The organism is Micromonospora sp. NBC_01405, from assembly GCF_045040155.1.
Lineage (GTDB): Bacteria > Actinomycetota > Actinomycetes > Mycobacteriales > Micromonosporaceae > Micromonospora.
Genome location: NZ_CP109532.1, coordinates 6,722,522 through 6,747,956 on the forward strand (window position 1 = coordinate 6,722,522; position 25,435 = coordinate 6,747,956).

Here is a 25,435-nt window from a genome sequence, read left to right on the forward strand (position 1 = left end):
GATCGACTGGTGAGGCTCACCCGATCGGAGGCGTCGAAGTATTCATAGGTTTAACAATGATTGCAAGAGTGATGGTTGGCCGGACTCGACCACTTCTCACACCTTGGGTCCCGACAGCCCGACGAGTGGCAAGTCGGACGATTAGCGGCTATTGGCCGAGTCTCCGCAGGTCAGTGAGCAAGGTCGGCGGCCCTGCCGGGCGGGCCCACGTGCCGGTCCGACCGGATGGCGGGACAGGATCGATTCGGCGGGAATCGGTGCCGGCGGGAGTTGCTCGGGCGCCCCCCGGCGGGTCGGGCCGCCCGACGGTTGCACCGCCGAAGGGGTCGACCGGGGCGCCGGCTCGGCCGCGCCCGGGCCCATCACGAACCAGGCGGACCCGGGCGCGGTACGCCGCCCCGAGCCGCCCAGGCCGAGCCACGTCCCGCGAGAGTCGCCGATCGCGCCTGTGGGCGAGCGCGGCGTCGTAGCGTTGTCAGTGGGCACCCCCGTCAAGGGGCCGGAGACTGAGCAGCGGGAGGCGACTGATGACCGAACCGGAGGAAGAGCAGGAGAAGAGCGCCAAGACCGACCGTGTCCTCTTCTCCCCCGACGGCGACCCGCACCACACCCTCGCGGAGGCGAAGCAGCCGGACGAGCACCTGGCCGTGCGCTACCAGCATGACGGTGAGATCGAGACGGTGGGCGACGACGAACAGCGGCCCTGACCGCGCCGGCCGACCATGTCGGCACCGACCATGCCGGCACCGACCGTCGTCAGCGGCTACGCACCGCGCACCCCACCTCACCCACCTGGCAAGCCCTCGAACGGGCCACCCCAGAAGGGTCGCGAACGGTCTTCATATTCTCCTAGATCGGGTTTACGCTCTGCCTCAGTCCTGATGCGAGTCATAGTGGAGGTTCCCGTGAAGAAGATGACTGTCCGTCGCACGAGCGCGCTGCGCCTGGTGTCCGGTGCCCGTCGGCTCTGGATCGAGTGGTGCTGGTAGTTCCCGGCACGGCGGGCGCTCTCGGGCGCCCGCCACTGCGGCGACGGGCCCGGCCGTGACCGGCGAGCCCGGCCGCTACGACTGCCACCGCGCCTACGGGCCGTACGCCGGGGTCGCGGACTTCCTCGGCCGGGTCGCCGCCGAACAGCCCCGCCTGGCGTCCCGCCACCAGGTCGAGCTGCACTCCATCGCGCCCCGGCTCGACCACGCGGCACGCCCGGCCGCCGAGGAGGAGCCGATCCGGTTCCATCCCGCCCGGCGTACCGCCTGCCTGGCCTACGGCGCGACGGAGTTCGTGGCTGCCTGGGCGGGCAAGCTCCGACGCCCGGTCACGGTCCGGTTCGACCACGTCGCCAGCGCCGACGAGACCACCCGCGAACTGCTGGACGCGCTGGCCCGTCGGCTCGGGTCGTCCCCGGTACGCCTGGACCTGCGCGACGGCGGCGACCGCGAACCGACTGCGGCCGATCCGACGCCGGAGGCGACGCGTACGGCCCTCGGCGAGGGCCTGGCCCGCGGCTTCTACCACCACGCGGCCCGGGTGGCGCGGCGCGGGCGCGCCACGGTGACCCCGGACGGCGACCTGCCGCACTGGTGGGCGTTCACCACCGGCCTGGCCACCGCCCTGGCGGCGCTGGGCGAGGCCACCGAGGCGCTCGACCTCTACCAGGAGGCCCGCGCCGCCACCGACGACCCGAAGATCACCATGTCGGCCGCGTACGCCACCGCCATGCTGTACGCCCGACACCTGCCGGCGGCCGACCAGGACCCGGCGCAGGCGCGACAGTGGCTGGAGCGGGCGGTCCACCTCGCCGCCGGCCTGGACGACCCGCGGCAGCGGATGCTGTCCACCGTCTTCTACGAGCAGGGCCTGGCGCTGCTGGACAGCAGGGCGGGCGAGCCCGCCCGCGCGCTGCGGCTGATCGACGACGGGCTGGCCAGGCTGACGGCGGTGCTGGGCCCCGGCGAACGCCCGCAGGACCTGGCCCGGCTGCGCCACAACCGGGCGCAGGTGCACCTGGCCCTCGGCGATCCGGCACAGGCGCTGGCCGATCTCGACACCGTGATCGCCCACGATCCCGGCAACTGCGAGTACTACGTGGACCGGGCCGCCCTGCACCGCGCGGCGGGGCGGGCCTCGGCCTCGATCAGGGACTACGACACCGCGATCCGCCTGGGACCGCACCTGCCCGAGGCGTACTACAACCGGGCCGTGCTCCAGCAGGAGCGGGGTCGCTCCGAGCGGGCTGGTGCGGACCTGGACCGGGTGCTCGCCATCGACCCCGGGCACCTCGACGCCCGGATCGCCCTGGTCAACCTGCACCTGGAACGCGGCGCGCTCGACGCGGCCGAGGCGGGCGCGCGAGCCGGCCTGGCGCTGGTCCCGCAGGAGCCGGCGCTGCTGTGCACCCTCGGGCTGATCCGTTCGGAGCGCGGCGGCCTCGCCGAGGCCGACGAGCTGCTCACCCGGGCCCTGGCGGGAGATCCGGAGCTGGTCGAGGCGTGGACGAACCGGGCCGCCGTACGGTTCGAACGCGGCGACGTTTCCGCCGCCGTGGCCGACCTGGACCGGGCCGTGGCGCTGTCGGCTGCGCCGGTGCCCCGCTACAACCGGGGCACGGCGCTGATGCGACTGCGACGGTGGGACGAGGCCGCCCAGGACTTCACCCATGCGCTCGCCCAGCCCGGCCTGGACCGGGCGCTACGGCGCGACCTGCGCGCGGAACTCGACCGCTGCCGTCGCGCGATGGCCGGATGACCGCGAGCAGGGCGGGCTGACGGTCACGAACGCGGCACCACGGGCGCAGCCACCCGGTGGGCGCACCCGCCCGAAAAGCGCTTGCTGCGCGCGGCGGGCTCCGGGAGGGTGTGTCCATGACGTTCTGACGGACCGCACCCAGTTGCTCCACGGCCTCACGGCGCCGACCCGCGCCGTCATGCCGTCCGTCCATGACCGCTTTCACCGAAGTGAGCGTCCTTGTCTCAACCACCCTTCCGGCAGGGGTCCGCCCCTGCCCCGGGCTCGGCCACCGTCACCGTGTTCGCCTCCCCCACGAGCTGGATCGAGTCCGACGCCCTCGCGCAGTGCCACCAGGTGGCCGCCCTCGACGGCATGATCCACGTCGCCGCCATGCCGGACCTGCACCCCGGCAAGGGCGCCCCCATCGGCGCCGCCATGGCCTCGACCCTGTTGTACCCGTTCCTGGTGGGCTCCGACATCGGTTGCGGCATCGCCGTGTTCCCGCTCAAGCTCAGGCGTGCCGTGCCCGAGCGCCTCGCCGCCCGGTTTCCCGACCTCGACCGCGCGTTGGACCCCGAGCGTGATGCCGACGACCCGGCCTGGGCCGTCGTGACGGGCGATATTCCCGCCGGCCACGTGGAGGGCCTCGGGACGGTCGGTCGGGGTAACCACTTCGTCGAGCTGGCCCGGATCGACACCGTCTTCGAGCCGGACCACGCGAACCGTCTCGGGCTCGCCGCCGGTGACCTCGTGCTCATCGTCCACAGCGGCTCCCGAGGGCTGGGCGAGCGGATCCTGCGTTCGCACACCGAGGTCCATGGGGCGGGTCCCGCCCCGGATCCCGAGACCTACCTGAGGATGCATGACGACGCCGTACGCTGGGGCTCGCTCAACCGGCGGCTCATGGCCGCCCGGGTCGCCCACGCCCTGGGAGCCGAGCCCACCGAGCCGATCGTCGACGAGTGCCACAACCTGGTCGAGGTCCGCGACGGGGTCTACCTGCACCGCAAGGGGGCGGCGCCGGGTGACGGTCGCGACGTGCTCGTCGCCGGCACCCGAGGCACCCGTTCCTATCTGGTGGCTGCCCACGCCGGGCCGGACGCCAACCGTTCCGTGGCGCACGGCGCGGGCCGCAAGATGTCGCGCGCCGACGCCCTGCGTCGGGGTCGGGCCAAGCACACGGTCGAGGAGCTGCGCCGCACGCCGGTGGGGTCGCTGGTGGTGTGCGGCGACCGTCAACTGCTGTTCGAGGAGGCCCCGACTGCCTACAAACGCATCGAGCAGGTGATCGCCGACCTCGTCGACCACGACCTGGCCACCCCCGTCGCCGCCACGGTTCCCCTGGTCACCTACAAGACGCCCGACCTCGGGTCCATGCCCCCACGGGATCGCCGGGAGCACCGCCAGAGGCGAGGCCGGCCGTGAGCGTCCACCTGCTCATGTCGGCCGGGCGTGGCCCACGCGAGTGCGCGTGGGCGCTGGCCCGGTTGCTGCGCCGACTGGAGGCCGACGGCATCCGGCAGAACCTGGCGATCCGTCGGGTCGAGACGGTTCCCGGTGACCGGCCCGGCACCTACCGGTCGGTCCTGGTCCGGATCTCCGGAGCCGGCGCCGAGGCGTTCGCCGAGACGTGGACCGGAACGCTGTGCTGGCAGGCGCCCAGCCCCTACCGGGCCGACGCCGGCCGGAAGAACTGGTACGTCATCGCCCGACCGTGCCAGGTCGACACCCCGCACACGGCGTTCGCGGAGAGGGATGTCGACATCGTCGCCTGTCGCACCGGCGGCCCCGGCGGTCAACACCGGAACAAGGCCAGCACGGCGGTACGGGCGACCCACCGTCCCTCGGGGCTCGTCGTCGTGGTCGACACGGAGCGGCAGTTCAGCCTCAACCGGCGCATCGCCGTGCAGCTGCTGCGACAGCGCATCGAGCGGGGTGACGAGGCGGCAGGACGCGCCGTGACCACCGCCCGCTGGCGCATCCACGACGAACTCGTACGCGGCGACCCCACCCGCGTCGAACGTCCGCAGACGTAGGGACCGCAGCTGGTCCCCACGATCGTCGACGCCACCTGGCCTGGGACACCCGTGAACATCCGACAGAGGAAGAAGCGCGCGAAGCGCCTGATGGAGGCGGTGCGACGCGAGGACGCCACGGCGGTAGGTGCCCTCCTGCGTGCCGGAGCGGACCCCAACGCCGCCGACAACGACGGCATCACCCCTCTGTATCAGGCGTCCGTAGCCGGCGCGGCCGAGCTCGTGCGGCTGCTCCTCACAGCAGGCGCGGCACCCGACACGGAAAGCGGGCGAGGCCAGGAGGGAACGCCCCTGTGCGCTGCCGCCGCTTGGGGGGGGACAGCACCCCGTCGCGTCGCGGCTGCGGGCGGCCAACAGCCGCGTCACCAGGTCGGCCGCCTCCGGGCTGCGGAGCAGCGGCCGATCGTGCCGTCGGCGTCGTCGGTCCAGGTGGTGCGGCGCGACGCCTGGACGGTGTGACGGTCAGGAAGCAGCGGGACCAGATCGCTGAACCCGGCGGCCTCGCGGCCGGCGTCGGCACTGAAGTCGACCACGAGCACGATCTCGCTGCCGGTACCGACCCTGAGCGTATGCCACATTGGATTGTTCACGCGTTCCGCCCTCGCGCGCCGCAACAGCGGTTTCAGTACCGCAAGAATTGCGCTGAGTAACGCCCGATGCGGAAGCCTGGACGACAGTATCAGCGACTTCCCAACCCCCGCGCCGCCGTCTATATTGGCCATGCCAACCGGGCCGACTGTCAGGACGGCGGGGTGCCCACGTGCCGAGCGTCGGGCAGACCAGTATCGCGACAAAGGAATCTGAATGCCAGCGGTTGTCGAAATCCGCGAGTTGGTCCGCACGTACCGAACACGGCGCAAGGCCGAGGAGACCGTTGCTCTCGGTGGCGTCACGCTGACTGTCGATGACAGTGAGGTCCTCGGCCTGCTGGGGCCGAACGGAGCAGGCAAGACCACACTTGTCAAGATCCTCTCCACCGTTCTCCTGCCCACCTCCGGTACCGCGAGGGTGCTGGGGAAAGACCTGGTCACCGATCCGCAGACGGTCCGGGAGAACGTCGGTGTCGTATTCGGTGGTGAGCGGGGGCTGTATCCCCGGATCAGCGCGCGACAGAATCTCGCCTTCTGGGCCGCACTTTATCGGCTGGACCGCCGTACCGCTCGGACCCGCTGCTCCGAACTGCTGGAGCGGATGGGGCTCGCCGACCGGGCGGACGAACCCGTGGAGACATTCTCCCGGGGAATGAAACAGCGACTGCACCTTGCTCGTGGGCTGATACACGGACCCCGGATTCTGTTCCTCGACGAGCCGACAATCGGCATGGATCCGGTCGCCGCCCGTGATTTCCGCGCACTCGTGCGGGAACTGCGGCAGGAAGGGCGTACCGTTTTTCTCACCACGCACGACATGGCCGAGGCCGAGGCCCTCTGTGACCGGGTCACCCTCATCGACCGCGGCCGGCTCGTGCTCGATGAACCGACCAGACACATCGGCCGGTACCTGGATGCCCGCGAGTGCGTCGACTTCACCTGCGACGACCCGGCGATGCTGGCCCAGGTGTCGGAGTTGGCGTTCGTGGAGAGCGTCGAACCACGTGACGGCGGCCACCGGGCGCTGCTGAGGGAACCCGCGGACGTGGCACGGCTGCTGATGTGGCTGATCGAGCGGGGTGTGCTGTCGGCGCGCCGGAGCGAGCCCACGCTCGAGGACGTGTACCTGCGGCTGATCGGCACGAGAGCGATGTCGGTGTGAACGCGCTACGGGTCATCGCCGCGGCCTTCCGGTTGCAGCTCGCCATCACCCGGCGCAGCCCGGGCCACCTGCTGATCCTGCTGACCTCGCCGCTGTTCAGCGTCATCTTCCTGTCCCTTGTCGTGAGCGGCCAGCGGTCGGGGACGCTGGTGAACGGCGTACTCGCGCCGGGCCTGATCGGGCTCTGGCTGATGTCGCTGGACCTGGCCGCCTCGATCATCGAAGAGGAGCGGTGGGCCGGGCGGATGGAACTGCTGGTCGCCTCGCTGACTCCGGTGAGTCTCGTGGTGTTCGGGCGGATCGGAGTCGTCATCCTGGCCGGCGCGCTGACCTTCCTCGAATCATGGTTGGTGGCAGTCGTCGGATTCGGAGCCGACGTACCACTCGAACGACCTGGCGTGTTCGCCGTGGCCATCCTGGCCACCTGCTTCGCGATGGCCGGTACCGCCACCCTGCTCGCCGCCGTGTTCATCAAGTCGCGCGCGCTGCACGTGTTCCAGAACGCGCTCACCTACCCGTTCTACATTCTCGGCGGGGTCCTGGTGCCGGTCGCGCTCCTGCCGGGCTGGCTGGAACCGATCAGCCGGGTCATCTTCCTGTCGTGGAGCGCCGATCTGCTGCGCGGCTCGATGAGCGGGGACCTGCCCGAGGCATGGCCGGCCTGGCTCGCCATGACGGTCGGTCTCGGCGCGGCAGCGCTGGTCGCCGGGGTCCTGCTCATCAACCGAATCATCGATCAGAGCCGCGAGACGGCACACGTGGGTCACTCATGAACAGTCCTTCTTCTCTCCGAGCTTCTTCGTTGGGTACCGGTTGGCTGCGCCTCGGGTACCAGTCGCTGCTGTTCTCGATCGCGGAGATGCGAACGGTGCACACGTGGCGCACCTGGCTGTTCGGCTGGGTGGCACGGCTGCTGACGCAGGTGACGTTCTTCGCGTTGATCGGGAAGTTCGTCGCCGACGACGCCACCATGCAGTTCGTGCTGGTGGGCAACATCGTCGCGCTCTCGTGCCTGGAGTCGATGATCGTCGTGCTGACGATGGCCGGTGAGCGCCGGCTGGGCACCCTGCCGCTGCTCGCGATAGCCCCGACCAGCCACGTACCCGTGTACCTCGGGCGCGGTCTGCACTGGCTCGCCAGCGGTATCGCCAGCTCTGTCATCGGCTGGCTCGTCCTGCCGCCGTTGCTGGGCGTGCCGCTGCCGTGGCCGGAGGCATTGCCCGCGGTGACGATCATCCTTCTCGTCGCGCTCAGCTGCTACTGCTACGGCTGCTTCCTGGCCGGTCTCGCCGTGCGCTACCGCAGCCTGCAGGTGATCGTGCTGAACCTCGGCTACCTGCCCATCATGGCGTTCTGCGGCGTGAACGTTCCGATCTCCTTCTGGCCCGCCTGGCTGCAACCGGTTGTCCACCTGTTCCCGTTGACCAACGGCCTGCAAGCCATCCGCGCCGTTCTCGCCGGTGGCGCCTGGTCCGAGGTGTGGCCGAGGCTCGCGCTGGAGGCGCTCGTCGGCATCGGCTGGTTCGCCCTGGCCACCGTCTCGATCAGCCGCGTGGTCACCAAGGGTCGCGCCGACGGCAGCCTCGAGTTCGGAAGCTGAGGGCACGGACGCTACTGCGACAACGAGTTCGAGGCCGGAGGCTGAGGTGCACTCGATGAACGTGACGTCGAGCGGGGGCGTCGTCACCGCGAACCTTGCGGGCCTGCCGGCGGACGACGGGCTCAAGGTCTTCGCCGACGTCCTTTCCCCACTGTCGGCCGACATCGCGACCGACAACAGTTTCAGTTCGCCAGGCCACTGCACTTGCGCGACCGGAGGCGTCACGGCGAGGTGTTCTAACGTTGGGGGTGGCAGGCACACCCTGCCCGACCACACCTGCCCGACACGATTACACTTGCCCGATGACTGAGGCTCCGAATGCCCCGCTCGCTGCGGCGATAGCCCGTAACCCTGCCCTGGTGCGGGAGATTTCGGAGCATCCCGAGCGGTTCCGGATGCTGACGGGGGAGCGCCCCACCGGTCGACTGCACGTCGGTCACTACTTCGGCACTCTGCAGAACCGGCTCCGCCTGCAGGACCTCGGCGTCGAGCTGTTCGTCCTGCTCGCCGACTACCAGGTCTTCACGGATCGTGACATCAGCGCCGAGATCGGCCAGAACGTCGTCGAATGCATGGCCGACTATCTCGCCATCGGGCTCGATCCCGAGCGGTGCACGATCTTTGCGCACAGTTACGTGCCTGAGCTGAACCAGTTGATGTTGCCGTTCCTGAGCCTGGTTTCGGTCAGCGAGTTGCAGCGGAACCCGACTGTCAAGGAGGAGATTCGTTCCTCCAATCGGCCGCAGGTGAATGGCCTGATGTTCACCTACCCGGTTCACCAGGCCGCAGACATTCTGTTCTGCAAGGGCAACCTGGTGCCCGGCGGGAAGGACCAGTTGCCGCACGTGGAGGTGACCCGGGACATCGCCCGGCGGTTCAACGAGCGGTTCGGTGCCGGTGAGGCCTACTTCCCGGAGCCTGAGATCCTGCTCAGCAACGCTCCCCTGCTGTTGGGGGTCGATGGCAAGAAGATGGGCAAGAGCCTCAACAACGCCATCGGTCTCGGCGCCACGGCCGAGCAGACCGCAAAGCTGATCAAGGGTGCGAAGACCGACTCGATCAGGGAGGTCACCTACGATCCGGATCAGCGGCCGGAGGTCGCCAACCTGGTGCTGCTGGGCTCCCTGGCGGCGGGCCAGAGTCCCGAGGAGTTCGCGGCCGCCTGTGCCGACGGTGGCGCCGCCGGGCTGAAGAAGGCCGTGACGGAGGCGGTGAACGAGTTCTTCCGCCCGATCCGCGAGCGCCGCGGCGCGCTGCTGGCTGATCCCGGCCACCTGATGTCAGTCCTCAGGGCGGGGAACGAACACGCTTCCGGGATCGCCCAGCAGACCCTCACCGACGTGCGCCGGCTCATGGGCACCGACTACTACCCGCTCGGGAACGCCTGACGCCGGTGCGGGGCCGCCGTGCTCGCCTGCGCCACCCTCACCGGCGACGACGAGGTCACCCTGTCCCATCTCCACGGCGGGCGCGGCCCCTCGGACGCGCGGGTGGTGGACCCGCTGGGGCTCAGGCAGATCTATCTGCGGCAACGGGTTCCCCAGGACGAGGACCTGGGCGCGTTCCTTCGTCGGCTGCACAAGGGCTGGCTGGGGGCATCGTCCGGTCGGAACCGCCGTACTCCGCGCCGCGCCTTGGATGCCCCGGGAGGTCGCTGCTACGCCGCCCCAGGCCGCCCCGTACGCCGGGCAGTCGGGCGGGCGGACTGACGATTATTGCGCCCCACACCCGGTCGGGGACCTGTCCTCCGGCCCCTATGGAGCTGCCCCGTCCACGCTCCCGCTCCATCGACAGCACAAACGGGGCAGCTCCATAGGTCCAACGGAGGGGTAGACCGACCCGGCGAAGACCGACCCCCGCAGGGGCCGACCCGGCAAAGACCGACCCGGCAAGGGCCGATGATGTCGGCCCCGCATCCCCTGGGGCCTGCCAAGCCCGACTTTCACGACTTTGCCGGGGCCCCTGGGGTGCCGTGGCGACGCATTCGGCGGCTCCGCTGGTGATCGACGCCGACCTCGGCGCATTCGAGGAGTCACTGCGCGTCCACTGGCGTGCCGACGTCATTCCTCAGCGGATGTGGAGCGTCACCGCACCGCTCTCACCCAGGTCGTCGCCATGCTTCAGGATGCCGGAAGTGTGATGCCGGTGGCCGCGCTCGTCAGTTCCTGATGCAGACCGATGCGGGCGGTAGCTCTTTTCGCCAGACCCCTTTCCCGCGTCCTCGCTTTCGTCTTCGAGGCCGCCCTCTCCCCCGCCACCGCTAACCGAACGCACCGGCCCGGTCACCCAACAATCAGGCATCCCGGAATACGCCGCACGATGTGGGTGACATCATTGACAGTGCCGGGGGCAGACCTTAGCATTCCCCACAATGTCGCAGCCTGATGATAGCCAGGTAACAGTCAGCACTGATTTGTTCACGGTTTTGCGTGACGTGGGGCCGGCGTTGGTGGGTCAAGTCGACCAGCTCGAAATGATGCGGGTGGACAGAGCCCTGGCGGCCATGGGCCACGTCGCGAGGTATGTCGTCGTCGGGGCCGGGAAGCCGGGCCCAAAGGGCCTCCTTCCGGTTTATCCGGTCGGGCAGCCGTACGCCGTGGCGCCTCATCCCCGGCTGGTGCTCGAAGGGTCGGAGGCGACCCGGGGATGGCGTACGGGCAGCTACCTCGGTTCGCTCGGCCGGGCACCGGCGATGGCCGCGGTGAGCCCCGCCGCCGAGTCGGGCCCCGTGCGGGCCGCCCTGCTGAAAGCCGGCTGGAAGCTGGTGACGGAACAGTCCGAGCGGCTGGACTTCGCGTGCTTTCCACTGTTGGACGACGAACTGCTGGCGGCGGTGCTGCCGTTGGTCGCGGCGGACGACCCGGTGCTGGTGGAGAGCAACGAGGCATTCGTCCCGGTGGCCTTCGACTCCTTCGCGGGATACCTGGCGGCGCAGTCTTCGAGTCGACGGGAGATGATCCGCAAGGAGCAGCGGCGCTTCCGGGCGGCGGGATTACGAATCGTCGAGGTCGATCTGTCGGCATGCCACGGGCGTCTGGCGCCGCTGCTGCGGAATGTGGAACTGAAGTACGGGGTGGCCGGCACCGTCGCGGACTACGAGAACTACCTGGCCAGCATCGCGCGCACGCTGGGCGATCAGGCGACCTGCCTGGCGGTGTTCGGCGACGACGATCCTGACCTCAGCGACCCGGTCGCGTTCACGATCGTCTGGCGGCAGGACAAGATGTGGCGGGTGCGGTGCTGGGGCTGTGACTACGAGCGGACCGCGGGCACGTACTCGTATTTCAATCTGGTCGTCTACGAACCGCTGCGGCTCGCGATCGAGGCAGGGGCGCAACGGCTGATACTTGGTCGCGGAAGCCTTGAGGCGAAACTCGCACGAGGCGCCGAACTGCTGCGACTGACCAGCGTCGCCGTGCCACTCGGCACAATGAACACAAGATAGAGGGAACCCATGTCTGGCGATGTCACTACACAACTGGTCACCATCTGGCGAACGGCGCTGAAGAACGACGCGCTCGGCGCGGAGAGCGATTTCGTGGAATTCGGTGGCACGTCACTGACGGCGGTGCGTATCCGGGCCCTCATCCGGACGGATCTGGCGAAGGACGTCGATCTGCTCGACATCCTCGACTTCCCCACTCCGGCGACGCTGGCCCCCGCCGTCGCGGCGGCACCCGCCTGGAGCGGGTAGCGGTCAGGTGGCCAGCGCCGCCGCGAGGCCCGCGATCGTCGGATAGCGGAACAGGTCCAGCAGCGCCACCTCCCGCGACAACCGACGGGACAGCTCCGTCTGCACCTTCAGCAGGTCGGCCGACGTGCCGCCGCAGTCGAAGAAGTTGACCTCCGGCCCCGCCGGTCGCGTGCCCAGCACCGTGCTCCAGACCTGCGTGATCGTGGCCACCAGCGCGGCGGCTCCCTTGACGGGAGAGGCCGGCGCGCTGGTGGCGGTCTTCGCGATGTCCGCCAGCCGGGCCATGTCCGGCTTGCCGTTCGGGGTCAACGGGAACGCCGGCATGACCATCACCCGGGTCGGCACCATGGTCGCCGGCAGCCGTTCCGCGAAGTGCCGGAGCACGGTGTCGCCGGTCAGCGCCCCCGGGTCGCCTTCCACGAAGGCGACGACCTCGGTCGACGACGACCGGACCGCAGTCGTCACCACGCAGTCACGTACCAGGGGGTGTTCCCGGGCGACGAGTTCCAGCTCCGCCGGCTCCACCCGGAGACCGTTGACGGTGATCTGCCGATCCGCCCGCCCGCTGATCACGACGGTGCCGTCCGGCCGGATGTAGCCCACGTCGCCGGTGCGGTACTCACGCACACCGTCGCTGAGCCGGAACTGTCGCACCGTCCGGGCGGGGTCGCCCAGGTAACCCAGGGCCAGGTACGGGCTGCGTACGACGATCTCGCCCGCGCCGTTCACCGGTGCGGGCGCACCGGAGGGCGTGACCACCGACACCTGCGCGGTCGGTCCACCGGAACCGATGCCCGCGTCGGTCCCCAGGTCTGCCACGCTCACCACCTGTGGCGTCTCGGTGGTGCCGTAGTACGACATCAGCTGTGCCTGCGGGAACAGGACCCGGGCATCGGCGGTTCCCACGCGCGTCATCGCGGCGCCGCCGAACCCCACCAGCCGCACCGACGGCAGCGTGACTCCCTCGACGACCGCCGCGGCACTCAACAGCCGCCCCAGGGCGGGTGTCAGGTGCAGGACCGTCGGCTCGATCTCGGCGAGCCACCGCACCATCGCGATCTGTGACTCCACCGCCGCCCGCGGAGGTACGAAGAGCCGCGCGCCGATGGACAGCGGCGTGAGCACGTCGCGGAAGAGCGGATCATGTCCGACCCCGGACAACAGGACGAACCGGTCCTGCGCGGTGAGGCCGAACCGCGGCACGTACCACTCCAGGAATGCCCGCAGCGGTTCCTCGCCGGCGGCGATGGCCGTGGGCGCACCGGTGGTGCCGGACGTGAAGGCGACGTACGCGGTGCCGTCAGCGACGTCGGCACCCGCGCCCCAGTCACCGCCGTCGAGCTGCCCGACCAGTTCCGGGTACTGCCCGTCGGTGGCATCCCACCAGTGGCTGAGCCGCGCCTGCGCGATCATCCGGCGCAACCGGGCGAGCGGCTGCGCCGCGTCGAACAACACGAACGGAACGCCGGCCGCGAGCGCCGCGAGCACACCGACCGGCAGCGCGGGGGTCCGCCCCGCCACGATGCCGATCGGACCCTTCCCGCGCCAGCCGGCGGCGAGGACCGTGACCGCCGCGTCCAGCTCCGCGTACGAGTACGAGTCGTCGATCGCGGGTGCCGCCCCGTCCCGCGACGCGGCCTCCCGGAACCGGTCCACGATGCGCGGGCCCGGCGTGACGAACTGTCGTGGCGCCCGGCCGGGGTCGTGCAGCCCGAAGTCGAGGTCACGGATCGCGCCGTCCGGCGCGGTGGCGGCCAGTGGCAGCAGCGTGCGCAGGTGTTCGGCCATCGCCCGGGCGTGGCCGGCCTCGAAGAGCTCCGCATCGTAGACGACCTCGACGTTCAGGCCGGCGCCGTCCTCGACGAAGTACCAGGACAGGTCGAACAGCGCCCCGGCCAGCGGCACCGGCAGCGGCTCGACCACACAGCCGGGCAGCCGCAGCGGCGCCGGCGGGTAGGAGAGCATGTTGCACCACATCTGGAACAGCGGGTTCGCGCCCGGCGTGCGGGGGGCGTTCACCTCGCGTACCAGCACGTCGAACGGGACATGCGGGTGCGCCAACGCCCCCATGAGCCGCTCGTGCGTGGCGGTGGTCAGCTCCGCGACCGTCGCGTCGTCGGCCACCTCGCAGCGCAGCGCCAGCGAGTTGTTGAAGAACCCGACCGCGTCCTCGGCCCGCAGGTCGTCACGCCCCGCCACCGGCATACCCAGCAGGAACTCGTCGCGACCGCTGTACCGGGCGACGATCACCTGGACGCAGGTGACGAGCACGGCGAACACCGTGGTGTGCAGCGCCCGTGCCAGGTCCCGGACGGCGTCCATGGTGGACTCCGCCACCGGAACCGTCACCCGGCCGCCGTGAAACCGTGGCCGGGCCGGCCGTACCCGCTGCACCGGCAGCCGCAGCGGCGCCGGAATCGCGGCCAGTTCCCGCCGCCAGAAGTCCAGCTCAGCGGTGACTGTCTTTTGGTATCCGGGGGCCTGCTGCTCGGCCGCCAGGTCGATGAACTGCGCCGGTAACGGCTCCCACGCCGGAGCCCGACCAGCTCGGACGGCCTCGTACGCCAGCCCGAGATCGCACTGGATCACGTTGAACGACCAGCCGTCGGTGACGATGTGGTGCGCCAGCAGCAACAACGCGTGCTGGTCGGCTCCCATCCGGAACAGCACCGCCCGGAACAGCCGGCCTCCGGACAGGTCGAAATCCGCCGCCGTGACCTCGGCCGCGCAGTGCTTCGCCAGTTTCTCCTCCGACACCGTCACCACCGGCAGGTCGATCGGCTCGTGGTCGACGACGCGCTGGACGTCCCGGTCGCCAACCGTCGTGATGATCGTGCGCAGCGCCGAATGCCGTTCCACCAGCAGGTTCAGCGCCGTCGAGAGGGCGGCGACGTCGAGGTCACCGGTCAGGCGGTGCGGCACCGCCAGGGTGTACGCCTGGCAGTTCGGGTACAGCCGGTGCAGCAGCAGCAACGCCTGCTGCGCCGACGAGAGCGGCCCGATCCGCCGGCTCGGCCGCGCGGCGCTCGGCACCGCGGTGGTGGCTGCCTGAGCGTCGATGGCCGCGGCGACGGCCGACACGGTGCGGTGCCGGTAGACGTCGGCCACGGTCAGGGTGACCCCGAAGTCGCGTCGGATCCGCCCGCCCAGCCGCACCGCGGCCAGCGAGTGCCCGCCCAGCGCGGTGAAATCGGCAGCCACGTCGATCGCCTCGACGCCGAGCACCTCCGCCCACAGGCGGGCCAGCGTCGCCTCGGTCGGCGTCCGAGGCGCGTTGTCGCCGGTCGGAGCGATCGGTGGAGGACGCCGGGCAAGGGCTGCCCGGTCGAGCTTCTCGTTCGCCGTCAACGGGAACTCGGCGACGAAGACCGCCCAGTTCGGCACCATGTAGTCCGGCAGCAGCTCACGCGCGTGGGCGAGAAGGGATTCCGCGGTGCCCGCGCCGGTGACGTAGGCGCAGAGCGTCTCGGCGGCCGACTCCGGCTGCACGACGACCACGCCCGACACACCGGGGTGGCGTTCGAGCACCGCCTCCACCTCGGCCGGTTCGACGCGGAATCCGCGCAGTTTGATCTGCCGGTCGACGCGTCCGCAGTAGACGAGGTTGCCATCGGGGCGACGTCTCACCAGGTCGCCGGTGCGGTACAGGCGGGCGGAACGGGCGGTGTCGAAGGGGTCGGGGACGAAGCGTTCCCGGGTGAGTTCCGGCCGCCGGTGGTAGCCGAGCGCCACCTGGACGCCGCCGACCCACAGCTCGCCGACCTGCCCGGCGGCGACCGGGCGGTTGTCGGGGTCGAGGACGTGCGTGGTGACGCCGCGTACCGCCGTGCCGATCGGGGTCCGGCCGTCGTCCGGCTCGGGGTCGTCGCCGGTGATGTCGTACGCGGTGGCGATGACGTGGGCCTCGGTCGGCCCGTACGAGTTGATGATCTTCAGCCCCGGGACGGCGGCGGCGATCCTGTGCAGGAGCCGCTCCGGGATCGGTTCCACGCCGACCATCAGCCGTCGCAGCGTGAGCGCACCCGGGTGCGCGTCCACCCACGTGCGCAGCGACGGCAGGATGGCCGGTGGCAGGTAGGCGGTCGCCACCGCGTGCCGGGCCATCAGCGCGAACATCGCCCCCGGCTCCAGCCGCACGTCGTCGGGCACGACCAGCAGGGTGCCGCCGGCGAGCAGCACCGAGAAGATCTCGTACACCGACGCGTCGAAGCCGACCGACGACCACATCGTGCCGACCGCGCCCGGGGCGAGCGGCTGCCGCGCCGCGAAGTCGGCCAGCAGGTTGCTGATCCCCCGGTGGTGGCAGAGCACCCCCTTGGGCGTGCCGGTGGAACCGGAGGTGTAGATGAGGTACGCCGGATCGTCGCCGTGCGCCGTCGGCTGCGCCACCGGGGCGGCGGCCGGGGCCGCCGCCCAGTCCAGGTCGATGACCGGCGTCGTCGTCCCCGGCAGGGGAGACGATGGCGCCCGCAGGATGGCGGCCGGGGCGGCCTCGCCGAGCACGGCGGCGACCCGGCCCGGTGGCGTGTCCGGGTCGATCGGCAGGAACACCGCGTCGGCGGCGAGCGCGGCGAGGATGCCGAGGAGGTACTCGGTCGACCGCCCGGCGCAGACCGCGACGACGTCGCCCGGCCCGACACCGGCGGCGCGCAACTGCCCCGCCAGCCACGACGCGGTGGTGAGCAGCCGCGCGTAACTGATCGACCGGTCGCCGGAGCGGATCGCGGCCAGCTCGGGGTCGCGCCGCCCTGCCGCGCTGATCAGCGAGAACAGTCCCTCGTCGGTCGGTGACGTGAACGGTTCCCCGTCAGCCGGTGACATCGAGGATGAGCTTCCCTGTCGTCTCCCGGTTGGCCAGCGCCGTCAGCGCCTTGCCCGCCTCGGCCAGCGGATACACGTGCTCGGTGACCGGGGTCAGGGCGCCCCTGCTGATCATCGCGAACAGACCGGTCATCGTCTCCGCCGTGATCCGCGGATAGCGGGTGACCAGGTCGTTCGCCCAGAAACCGACGACGCTGCGGGAACCCTGCATCAGCGACTCGGAGCGGATCGGTGTGCTGCCCCGGCCCGACGCCGCGCCGTAGGTGACCAGTCGGCCGAGCCGCCCCAGCGACGCGAGCGCGGTGTCGAGGGCGGCACCGCCCGACATCTCCAGGTACAGGTCGACCGGCTTGCCGTCGTTCGCGGCGGCCAACTCGTCGGCGAGGTCCTCGGAGGTCGGGTCGAGCGCCACATCGGCGCCGAGCTGGACCGCGAGGTCACGCTTGGTCCCGGTGGACGCGAGCGCGATCACCCGCTTGGCGCCCCACGCCCGGGCCAGCTGCACCGCCAGCGACCCGACGCCGCCGGCGGCGGCGGTGACCACCACGGTGTCCTGCCGGGTCATCCGGCCCGCGGTACGCAGGATGTGCCACGCCGCGAACCCCTGGTTGGCCACCGCGAGTGCCTGCAGGTCGGTGATGGCGTCGGGCACCGCGACCAACGTCGCGGCGGGCGCGGCCACCCACTCCGCCCACGCCCCACCGGTACGGGGCAACGCGACGACCCGCCGCCCGTCGGGGTCGGTGCCGACCGCCTCGATGCCCGGGATGTACGGCAACGAGGGCCGGTAACTGTAGGAGCCTTCGACGACGTGCTTGTCGGCGAAGTTGACACCGGCCTTCTCCACCCGGACGAGGACCTCGTTCTCGCCCGGTACCGGTTCGGCGAAGTCGGTCGCCGAAAGCGACTCCGCGGGGCCGAACCGCTCCACCACGACGGCTTTCACACTGCCTCCCACCGAAACACCAGCACCACCGCACCCTGCGGCCGATGATCTGACCAAACAGCGTCGCCGCCACCGACCGCTCGGTGTCGACGACGAAGAACCAATCCCCGGTCACGACATGGTGCCGCGCGGCCGGGCGGGCCGCGGCGGGCAGCCGGCGTCGTCGGCGCCAGGTGAACGCTCATCGGCCGAGCCGATCCACGCAGACGAACCTGAACTCCCCGGTGTACCGCCGGCCGTGGGCGTCCTTGAGCCACAGCTGCTCCGGCCCTGGCAGCATCTCGCTGAACCGGAGCTGGGCGTTTCCCCGCCGTCGTAGTCGGTGGTTGAGCACCGCCAGTGACATCGGGTTCGACAGGTCGACATGGAACGGCTTGCGTTCTCCGGCAATGGTGGCGAAGACGTGCCGGGGCAGGCCCAGCTCGTCGCGCAGCCGACCGGCCGCGGCATGCGACACCCGAGCCGCGCCGTCCAGGCGTCCCGCCGGGACCGTCCACGACTCCCGCGCCACGACCAGGTTGTCGACCGTGACCCGCGGCTGGTGGGGGCGGGTCGGCAACATGCCGAACCGCTGCGCCGCCGCGTGCGACAGGAAGTCGCCCAACACCTGTACCGCCGGTGCCTCGAAGTCGCCCCGCACGTCGGTCACCACGAGTCCCGCGTCGCCGCGCCGCAGCCGTAGCCGGGAAGCGGGCAGCAGCCTGTCGGCCGGCCCGTACGGCGCCTCCGCGGTGAGTCCGAGGTAGCGGTACCGCGCCGACAGGTACGTGTCCGGCGGCACCGTGCGGGAGTTGAGCACGCCCGAGCCGAGCTGGTAGAGCGGCATGACCCGGTCGTCGCCCATCGCCTCGTCGATCAGCGCGTACAGCGCCGGGCGATCCGGATGGAACTCGTACGCCGACAGCACGTCCATGGTCTGCATGGCCGGATGCACCTCGCCCAGCACCGTCAACGCCCGGCCGGCGCGCACCTGCTCCAGGTCCGTGGCCGCGAACATCAGGTCGGGGCTGTGCCAGCGGGCCTGCGCCCACAGCGGCGGGCCGGCCGGGAACGCCGCCTCGACACCGGCCCGCAGGCCCTCGCTGGTCAGCTGCACCGCCCTGGCGTCGGGATCGGGCACCAGCAGGCTCTCCCAGCGGCGCCGCAGCTCCGCGGCGGCGGCCTCCGCGGGCGGCGACGAGTCGCCGTACGTGGCCGACCTGCCGACCATATCCATGACGTTGAGCAGCGGCACCCCCGCCACCGGGTCCACCTGCGGCGTGAGCCACGCCTCGTACTCGGCGGCGGTGCGACGGCAGTACCACGCGGCCCCGGCGAGCACCAGGTCCAGCGCCGGTCCGACGTCGGCGAGCAGCCGGGTGCTCAGCGAGACGTCGAGGTCGCCCAGGCAGTCCTGGAACAGCACGGTGCGCCCGGCATAGAAGTCGCCGGCCCGGTGGTACGCGTTGCCGCTGGTCAGCTCGACGAACCGGGCGTCGAGGTCGGTCAGTGCGGCGTCGAGCGCGGGCAGGTCCTCGCGTACCGCGGCCACCCGGTCCCGCGCCTCGACGACCCGGTCGAGGTCGGTCAGCGCCGCCGCGCGTCGGGCCGGGTCGGTCACCCGCAGCAACTGGCCCCGCAGCGCACGCTCCGGTCTCACGCCTCGGATCACCGCGAAACCGCTGGTCAGTAGCCGCATCGTCCGCAGCCGGTCGATCTCGGCGAGCACCGTGTCGCGGTCGGTGTCGGCGACCTCCGCCACGACGTCGTCGACGGTACGACGGCCGTCGCACAGTTGCAGCACCCGGCTGCGCAGCGCCGACAGCCGCAGTTCGGTGCCGTCGGCGAGCAACAGCGTCTCGCCTTCCAGGTGGGTCACCGGCGCACGTCGCGGTACTGTCCAGCGGCTCAGGTCGTGCCGTTCGTGCAGGGCGTCGGTGACGGCGCGGATCGCCCACGACTCGAAGAACGTGCCACGTTGCCGTGGTGGCCGGCCCGCTTCGCTGACGTCGGTGGGCCCGTCGGTCCACCGCCCCCAGACGACCGGGCCGAAGAAGCCGATCATGTCGTTCTTGGCGCAGTACCGGGAGGCGTAGGCCCACAGTGCCCGGTCCCGTTTGCGTTGTTCGCTCGGCTTTCCCGCCTTCTCGCGGGCACGGTACCGGCGACGGTAGACCGCGGGGTTCTGCCACAGCAGTGCCTCCCGCAGCCGTGGCTGCTCGTCGACGGCTGCCAGCGCCTGCCGCGCTGCCTTCTCGTCGACGTCGAAATCGCCGGTCGCCTCGATCTCCAGCCAGTCGAACGGCATCCCGGCGGTACGCGCCACGAGGGTCGGCCACACCCGCCACCGTTGTCCGTGGCCGAACTCGTACTCAGCCGATGGCATTGGCGGTCCGGTCGGAATCCGAATCCAGCAGGCCCGCCAGTTTGCGGATGGTCGGGTACTCGAACATGTCCGCGGCGGACAACTCCACCGTCAGCCGCTCCCGGATCCGCGACGCCAGCTGCACCACCGTCAGCGACGAGCCGCCGAGCAGGAAGAAGTCGTCGTCGATACCGACCTGGGTCAGCCCGAGCGACTCACACCACAGCCGCGCCAGCTCCCGCTGAACCGGGGTCTGCGGCGCCACGAACGTCGTACCGATCGTGCGTATCGGCTCGGCGACCGTCTCCGCCGCCTCGACCGCCTGCTGGTTGAACGTACGGGCGATCGCCAACCGCTCCGGCAGCGATCCGATCGACGTGATGACCTGCGGCCCCGGTCGCATCCGCATGATCCGCCGGAACAGTTCGCCGCCCTCGGCGTTGGTCAGCATTCCGGCGCCGCGAGCGGCCTGCTCGACCCCCGGCACCGCGGCCGTGACCGCCGCCGCCTCGTCCACGCTGCGCAGCGAGTACCCCTTCACGGTCACGCAGACCGTGCCGTCGGCGTCGACGATGACCTCGTCGATCTCCATGAACTCCGGTCGCGTCGGGTCGCTGTGATAGGTCTGCACCACCCAGCACCGTTCCGGAATACGGCGGTGCACCTCCACCGACCGGTACAGGAACGGCAGGTAGCGGCGACCCTCGACGCCGGACAACCCGTAGACCGCCCGGTCCAGCAACGCCGGATGCAGCGCGTACCGGTCCGCGTCGTCGCGCCCCACCGCCGGCAGCTCCAACTCGACCAGGCCCCGGTTGTCCTTCGCCCAGTACCGGCTGACCGCCTGGAACCGCTGCCCGAACGCGACGAGCCCCGAGTACGGCTGGGTCGCGTCCTCCTCGACCAGTTCCTCCCGGAACTCCGCGATGTCGATACGCTCGGCGGTGCCGTCCGGTACGGCACGGACCTTGCCGCGACAGTGCACCGTGGCCGACTGGCCCGCGAGGGCGAAGCTGATCGCGAATTCGAATCCGCCCGCGTGCGCCGGCGACAGCGTGATCGTTCCGGTCGCTGCCGCCGTGACGCGCACCGGGTCGATGAAGACGACGTCCTCGAGCCGTACCGGCACCTCACCCCACACGTGCCGGGCAGCCGCGTGGACCATTTCCAGCAGGCTCGTGCCCGGCAGCACACCGACGCCGCCGATCCGGTGATCGGTCAACACCCAGTGGCTGTCCACGTCCAGGTCGACCTCGAAGGTCCAGCCCTCCCCGTCGGGCGACGCGCGGTGCACCAACGGGTGGTCGAGCGCCGTCACCGCCGAGCCGCCCCGCAGCCGTCGCAGGGTGCGGAACCCCTCCCCGGCGCGGTCGGTCGACACCATGCCGACCTCCTGCCAGCCCCACCAGTTGATCGCCACCACGTACGGCGAACCGTCCGCGTGGGACGTGGCGTACGCGTCGAGGAACGTGTTCGCCGCCGCGTAGTCACTGTGCCCGTAGTCGGCCGAGACGGCGACGATCGACGAGAAGAGCGCGATGAAGTCCAGCTCGGGCAGCTGACCGGCCCGCACGAGCGCGTCGAGCACGAGCGTGCCACGCACCTTCGGCGCCAGCACCCGATCGGCCGTCTCCGCGTCGTGCAGTGCCAGCAGTTGTCCCCCGGCGATTCCGGCAGCGTGGATGATCCCGGTGATCGGGCCCAGCTCGGCCTGGCTCCGCCGCACCACCGACGCCATCGCGTCGGCGTCGGTCACGTCGGCGCGCAGCACCAGCACCCGGGCGCCGCTCGCCTCGATCCGCCTGACCGCCGCGATCTGGTCCCGCACGCCGTGCGGCGTGCCCGGGTCGTCCCAGCGCTCCCGGTCCGGCAGTCCGCCCCGGCTCACCAGCACCAAGTCGGTCGATTGCCGCTCCGCCAGGTCCTGCGCGATCGCCAGGCCGAGGCCGCCGAGCCCACCGGTGATGAGCAGGACGCCGCTGCCGTCGACCGGCCGCGGCACGCTCACCGGTTCGTTCGGGATCGACGCGTGGTGGTGCACCCAGCGCCGATGTCCGCGAAGCGCCACCAGTTCCGCGTCGCCGCCGGCACCGATCTCACCGACCACGGCCACCGCGACCGCCGCGGCGGTCAGCGCCGCGTCGACCTGCCGCACCCGTACCGTGCTGAGCTCACGCGGCAGGGTACGCAACGGACCGGCGACGGTGGCGCCCTCGGGCCGCGCCGGCTCGCCGTTGACCGACCACACCCGGTCGGTGACCGCCACCAGTTCCACCTCGGCCCGGAAGGTCCGCAGCATCGCCTTGGCCAACGCCGCCATCCGGTGGTAGCCCCGCATCGCGACCAGTTCCGGATCGACGGCCGGGCCGCCGTCGAACACCGCGTAGACGATGCGGTCCGGCAGCAGACCCGCCTGGTACACCGCCTCCACCAGCAGTTCCACGTCGTGGCTGTCGTCCGGGTCGAACTCGTAGCCGTCCGGTGCCGACACGAACCCCGGGCCGGCGTACGCGGGCAGCACGAACACGTCCCGCCGCCGGGCCTCCGCGATGATCTCCGCGCCCACCGGGTCGTCGCCCGCGAGGACCAGCCACGTCTCGCCGAGCAGGCTCCCGCCCCGGCGCGGCACCGGCTGCGACCGCCACGCCGGCAGGTACAACGGCGTGAGCAACGGGTCGTTGGGCACCTCGACGTCGTCCTCGAACACCCCCGGGCGCACCGGATCCGGGTCCACCCAGCAGCGCCGCCGCTCGTAGGGGTAACCGGGCAGGCTCACCCGCCGCCCGCCGTCGGTCGTCCGCACCGCCGAGAAGTCCAGGCCGACGCCGGACACCCACAGCCGGCCCACCGTGGTCGCCAGCACCGTCACGTCGGTGGCGGTGGTGTCGTTCGGCAGCGCCATCGTGGTCAGCGCGCTCGTCGACCGGCCCTGACTGGCGGCGTACTGGCGGGCGAAGACGCACATCGACTGCCCCGGCCCGACCTGGACGTGCACCGCGTCGGCCAGCTCGTCGAGCCGCGCCAGGCAGTCCTCCAGCCGCACTTCCTGCCGTACGTGCGTCGCCCAGTACGCGGCGCTCGTCGCCTGCTCGTCGGTGATCCAGTCGCCCGTGACGTTCGACAGGTACCGCAGCCGCGGCGCCTGCCGGGGGAAGCTGTCCACCAGCGCTGCCAGGTCGTCGCAGATCGGTGCCATCATCCGCGAGTGGAACGCGTGCGACGTGCGCAGCAGGGAGCCGGACAGCCCGATGTCGGCCAGTTCCTGCGCGAACTGCTCGACCGCGGCCAGCTCACCGGACACGACGCACGACGACGGCGAGTTGCTCGCGGCGATGTCCAGCTCGCTCGGCAGCATCGCCCGTACCGCTTCCGCGCCCAGCGACAGCGACAGCATGCCGCCCGGCGGCAGCGCCTGCATCAGCCGTCCCCGCCGCGCGACCAGCCGCAACGCGTCCGGCAGCGCGAACACGCCGGCGACCGTCGCCGCCACGATCTCCCCGATGCTGTGGCCCAGCAGCGCCACCGGCTCGATGCCGAACGAGCGCAGGAGCTGCGCCATGGCCCATTCCACGGTGAACAACGCGGGCTGGGTCACGGCGGTCTCGTTGAGCTTCGCCGCGGCCTGCTCGTCGGTGACCTCGGCGTTCAGCAGCTCCCGCAGATCGAACCCGAGCAGCGGCGCCAACTGGTCGGCGCAGGTGTCGACGGCGTCCCGGTAGACCGGCCAGGTCCGGTACAACTCGCGCCCGGAGCCCGGGAACTGCGCGCCCTGGCCGGGGAACAGGAACGTCACCTGCGGCGACCCCGCGACCCCTGCGACGGTGCGTACCGTCGGCTCGCCGCCCAGCTCCGCGACCGCCGCCTGCGGGTCGCCGGCCACCACCAGCCTGCGGTGCGCGAACGCGGCCCGCCCTTCCTGCAACGTGAACGCCACGTCGGCCGGGTCGTGCCCGGCGTCGCCGAGGTGCTCGGCCAGCGCCGCGCAACTGGCGGCGAGGGCGTCGGCGGAACGGGCGGACACCGGCCACAGCTGCGGCGTCCCCGTCGTCCGAGCCGGTGGCTCCGGCGGCGCCGGTGGCTGCTCGACGATGACGTGGGCGTTGGTGCCGCCGATGCCGAACGAACTCACCGCGGCGATCCGCGGCGCGTCCCGGTCGAGCCACTCGGGGTTGGACCAGTGCTGGACCTCCCTGGCCAGCCGGAACGGGGAGTTCGCGAGGTCCATCGCCGGGTTCGGCTCGACGCAGTTGATGGTCGGTGTGATGACGCCGTCGCGGACCGCGAGGATCGCCTTGAGCAGGCCGACCGTGCCGGCCGCCGGGCCGAGGTGGCCGAGGTTGCCCTTCGCCGAACCGAGCCAGCAGTACTGGCGACGTTCGGTGCGCTCCCGGTATGCGGCGCTCAGTGCCGCCACCTCGATCGGGTCACCGACGACCGTGCCGGTGCCGTGCGCCTCGACCATCCCGATCGCCTCGGGATGCACCTGAGCGTCGTCCAACGCCGCCCGGACCAGCTCCAGCTGACCGTCCACACCGGGCGCGGTGAACCCGGCCCGCCGGTTGCCGTCGTTGTTGACCGCAGAGCCCCTGATCACCGCGTACACCTGGTCGCCGGCCGCCGTTGCCGCAGCCAACGGCTTGAGCACCACCAGCGCGCCGCCGTCGGCGAAGATCGTGCCGGTGGCATCGGCCGCGAACGGACGGACGTGCCCGTCCCGCGACAGGATCCCACCCTCCAGGTACGGGTAGCCGCCGCCCAACGGCAGGTCGACCTGCACGCCGCCGGCGATCGCGACATCACACTCGCCGCGGCGCAGCGCCTGCATCGCCTGGTGCACCGCGACCAGGGACGTCGAGCACGCGGTGTAGACGGACACGCTCGGCCCCATGAACCCGAGGCGGTACGACACCAGCGGGGCGATGTAGTCCGGGTTGTTGCCGGTGCTCATGCTGGTCAGGCCGGCGGCGCGACTGACGGCGCGATTGCGTTCGATGTAGTCGGTCCGGTACCGGTTCGTGGTCGCGCCCCCGAACACGCCCACCCGCTGCCCGATCCCGCGCGGGTCGTAGCCCGCGTCGGTGAGCGCGGTGTAGGAAAGCTCGAGGAACAGCCGGAACTGCGGATCGCAAAGCTCGGCCTCACGTTGTGTGAATCCGAAGAACTCAGGATCGAACAGGTCGAGATCGGCGGCGGTACTTGTAACCGGTTGGAAACCCGGCGTGTCCACCGCTTCGGACGGAAGTTGCCGTGCGCGCGCCACCTCGGGGGCGAGTCGCTCGACAGACTCCACACCGCCTTGGAGGTTGCGCCAAAACTCACGGACATTGCGTGCGCCCGGTAACCGTGCCGCCACTCCGACAATAGCTATGGCGTTGTCGGATGCGCCGTGAGTGTCTGGCACCAACACTCCCTTACAATACTTTTGGGCCAACCAGCCTCCGGGACGATAGTCGGGCGTCCCAGGGCATGTCAACGGTCACTGCGCCACGTCTCCCCCATCGGTTCTCAGCTA

At 71.1% G+C, this 25,435-nt stretch carries 16 protein-coding genes; 11 read left to right on the forward strand and 5 right to left on the reverse strand.

Annotation, left to right across the window (positions count from 1 at the left end; all coding sequences use genetic code 11):
• Nucleotides 1–527 precede the first annotated feature (527 nt).
• From OG559_RS28940 to OG559_RS28960, 5 genes are all read left to right on the forward strand, one after another.
• On the forward strand, nt 528–707 hold the full coding sequence (locus OG559_RS28940) for a hypothetical protein (RefSeq protein ID WP_350886635.1): 180 nt from the start codon (nt 528–530) through the stop codon (nt 705–707).
• Nucleotides 708–1,044: 337 nt separating this feature from the next.
• Entirely contained in the window at nt 1,045–2,748 is a 1,704-nt protein-coding gene (locus OG559_RS28945) for a tetratricopeptide repeat protein (RefSeq protein WP_405109626.1), read from the forward strand.
• A 219-nt stretch (nt 2,749–2,967) separates the two neighbouring features.
• Nucleotides 2,968–4,155 carry an RNA ligase RtcB family protein gene (locus tag OG559_RS28950; RefSeq protein WP_405109629.1) on the forward strand — a complete coding sequence of 396 codons (1,188 nt, stop codon included), beginning with the start codon at nt 2,968–2,970 and terminating at the stop codon, nt 4,153–4,155.
• Complete coding sequence (gene prfH / locus OG559_RS28955; RefSeq protein WP_405109632.1) at nt 4,152–4,766, forward strand: peptide chain release factor H; 615 nt, start codon at nt 4,152–4,154, stop codon at nt 4,764–4,766. Before OG559_RS28950 ends, prfH begins: the two co-directional genes overlap by 4 nt.
• Nucleotides 4,767–4,856: 90 nt before the next feature.
• Complete coding sequence (locus OG559_RS28960; RefSeq protein WP_405117053.1) at nt 4,857–5,225, forward strand: ankyrin repeat domain-containing protein; 369 nt, start codon at nt 4,857–4,859, stop codon at nt 5,223–5,225.
• Here OG559_RS28960 and OG559_RS28965 read toward each other — a convergent pair.
• Nucleotides 5,129–5,488 carry a hypothetical protein gene (locus tag OG559_RS28965; RefSeq protein WP_405117126.1) on the reverse strand — a complete coding sequence of 120 codons (360 nt, stop codon included), beginning with the start codon at nt 5,486–5,488 and terminating at the stop codon, nt 5,129–5,131. The two genes, OG559_RS28960 and OG559_RS28965, sit on opposite strands and share 97 nt — an antisense overlap.
• An 82-nt stretch (nt 5,489–5,570) precedes the next feature.
• Between OG559_RS28965 and OG559_RS28970 the strand changes: the two genes are divergently transcribed.
• From OG559_RS28970 to OG559_RS28995, 6 genes are all read left to right on the forward strand, one after another.
• Nucleotides 5,571–6,518 carry an ABC transporter ATP-binding protein gene (locus tag OG559_RS28970; RefSeq protein WP_405109635.1) on the forward strand — a complete coding sequence of 316 codons (948 nt, stop codon included), beginning with the start codon at nt 5,571–5,573 and terminating at the stop codon, nt 6,516–6,518.
• Nucleotides 6,515–7,291, forward strand: a complete 777-nt coding sequence (locus OG559_RS28975) for an ABC transporter permease (protein ID WP_405109638.1) — start codon at nt 6,515–6,517, stop codon at nt 7,289–7,291. Before OG559_RS28970 ends, OG559_RS28975 begins: the two co-directional genes overlap by 4 nt.
• A 29-nt stretch (nt 7,292–7,320) precedes the next feature.
• A complete protein-coding gene (locus tag OG559_RS28980; RefSeq protein WP_405109641.1) occupies nt 7,321–8,118 on the forward strand; it encodes an ABC transporter permease in 798 nt (265 codons plus the stop codon).
• A 302-nt stretch (nt 8,119–8,420) separates the two neighbouring features.
• Nucleotides 8,421–9,506 (forward strand): tryptophan--tRNA ligase, encoded by a 1,086-nt coding sequence (trpS, locus tag OG559_RS28985; RefSeq protein ID WP_405109644.1) that lies wholly within the window; start codon nt 8,421–8,423, stop codon nt 9,504–9,506.
• 983 nt (nt 9,507–10,489) lie between these two features.
• On the forward strand, nt 10,490–11,563 hold the full coding sequence (locus tag OG559_RS28990) for a GNAT family N-acetyltransferase (protein ID WP_405109647.1): 1,074 nt from the start codon (nt 10,490–10,492) through the stop codon (nt 11,561–11,563).
• A gap of 9 nt (nt 11,564–11,572) precedes the next feature.
• Complete coding sequence (locus OG559_RS28995) at nt 11,573–11,812, forward strand: acyl carrier protein (protein ID WP_405109650.1); 240 nt, start codon at nt 11,573–11,575, stop codon at nt 11,810–11,812.
• Nucleotides 11,813–11,815: 3 nt separating this feature from the next.
• Here OG559_RS28995 and OG559_RS29000 read toward each other — a convergent pair whose 3' ends face one another.
• The 4 genes from OG559_RS29000 to OG559_RS29015 form a co-directional block, all read right to left on the reverse strand.
• Nucleotides 11,816–16,633, reverse strand: a complete 4,818-nt coding sequence (locus OG559_RS29000) for an amino acid adenylation domain-containing protein (protein WP_405109653.1) — start codon at nt 16,631–16,633, stop codon at nt 11,816–11,818.
• Nucleotides 16,620–17,579 (reverse strand): zinc-binding alcohol dehydrogenase family protein, encoded by a 960-nt coding sequence (locus OG559_RS29005; protein WP_405109656.1) that lies wholly within the window; start codon nt 17,577–17,579, stop codon nt 16,620–16,622. Before OG559_RS29005 ends, OG559_RS29000 begins: the two co-directional genes overlap by 14 nt.
• 181 nt (nt 17,580–17,760) lie before the next feature.
• Nucleotides 17,761–19,944 (reverse strand): lantibiotic dehydratase, encoded by a 2,184-nt coding sequence (locus OG559_RS29010; RefSeq protein WP_405109659.1) that lies wholly within the window; start codon nt 19,942–19,944, stop codon nt 17,761–17,763.
• On the reverse strand, nt 19,931–25,330 hold the full coding sequence (locus OG559_RS29015) for an SDR family NAD(P)-dependent oxidoreductase (protein WP_405109662.1): 5,400 nt from the start codon (nt 25,328–25,330) through the stop codon (nt 19,931–19,933). Before OG559_RS29015 ends, OG559_RS29010 begins: the two co-directional genes overlap by 14 nt.
• Nucleotides 25,331–25,435 lie beyond the last annotated feature (105 nt).

Excerpts from the sequence above, each read along its gene's own strand:
- OG559_RS28940 (WP_350886635.1), top strand. The coding sequence starts at position 528 with ATGACCGAACCGGAGGAAGAGCAGGAGAAGAGCGCCAAGACCGACCGT.
- OG559_RS28960 (WP_405117053.1), top strand. The coding sequence starts at position 4,857 with ATGGAGGCGGTGCGACGCGAGGACGCCACGGCGGTAGGTGCCCTCCTG.
- OG559_RS28965 (WP_405117126.1), bottom strand. The coding sequence starts at position 5,488 with ATGGCCAATATAGACGGCGGCGCGGGGGTTGGGAAGTCGCTGATACTG.
- OG559_RS28970 (WP_405109635.1), top strand. The coding sequence starts at position 5,571 with ATGCCAGCGGTTGTCGAAATCCGCGAGTTGGTCCGCACGTACCGAACA.
- trpS (WP_405109644.1), top strand. The coding sequence starts at position 8,421 with ATGACTGAGGCTCCGAATGCCCCGCTCGCTGCGGCGATAGCCCGTAAC.
- OG559_RS28990 (WP_405109647.1), top strand. The coding sequence starts at position 10,490 with ATGTCGCAGCCTGATGATAGCCAGGTAACAGTCAGCACTGATTTGTTC.
- OG559_RS28995 (WP_405109650.1), top strand. The coding sequence starts at position 11,573 with ATGTCTGGCGATGTCACTACACAACTGGTCACCATCTGGCGAACGGCG.
- OG559_RS29000 (WP_405109653.1), bottom strand. The coding sequence starts at position 16,633 with ATGTCACCGGCTGACGGGGAACCGTTCACGTCACCGACCGACGAGGGA.
- OG559_RS29010 (WP_405109659.1), bottom strand. The coding sequence starts at position 19,944 with ATGCCATCGGCTGAGTACGAGTTCGGCCACGGACAACGGTGGCGGGTG.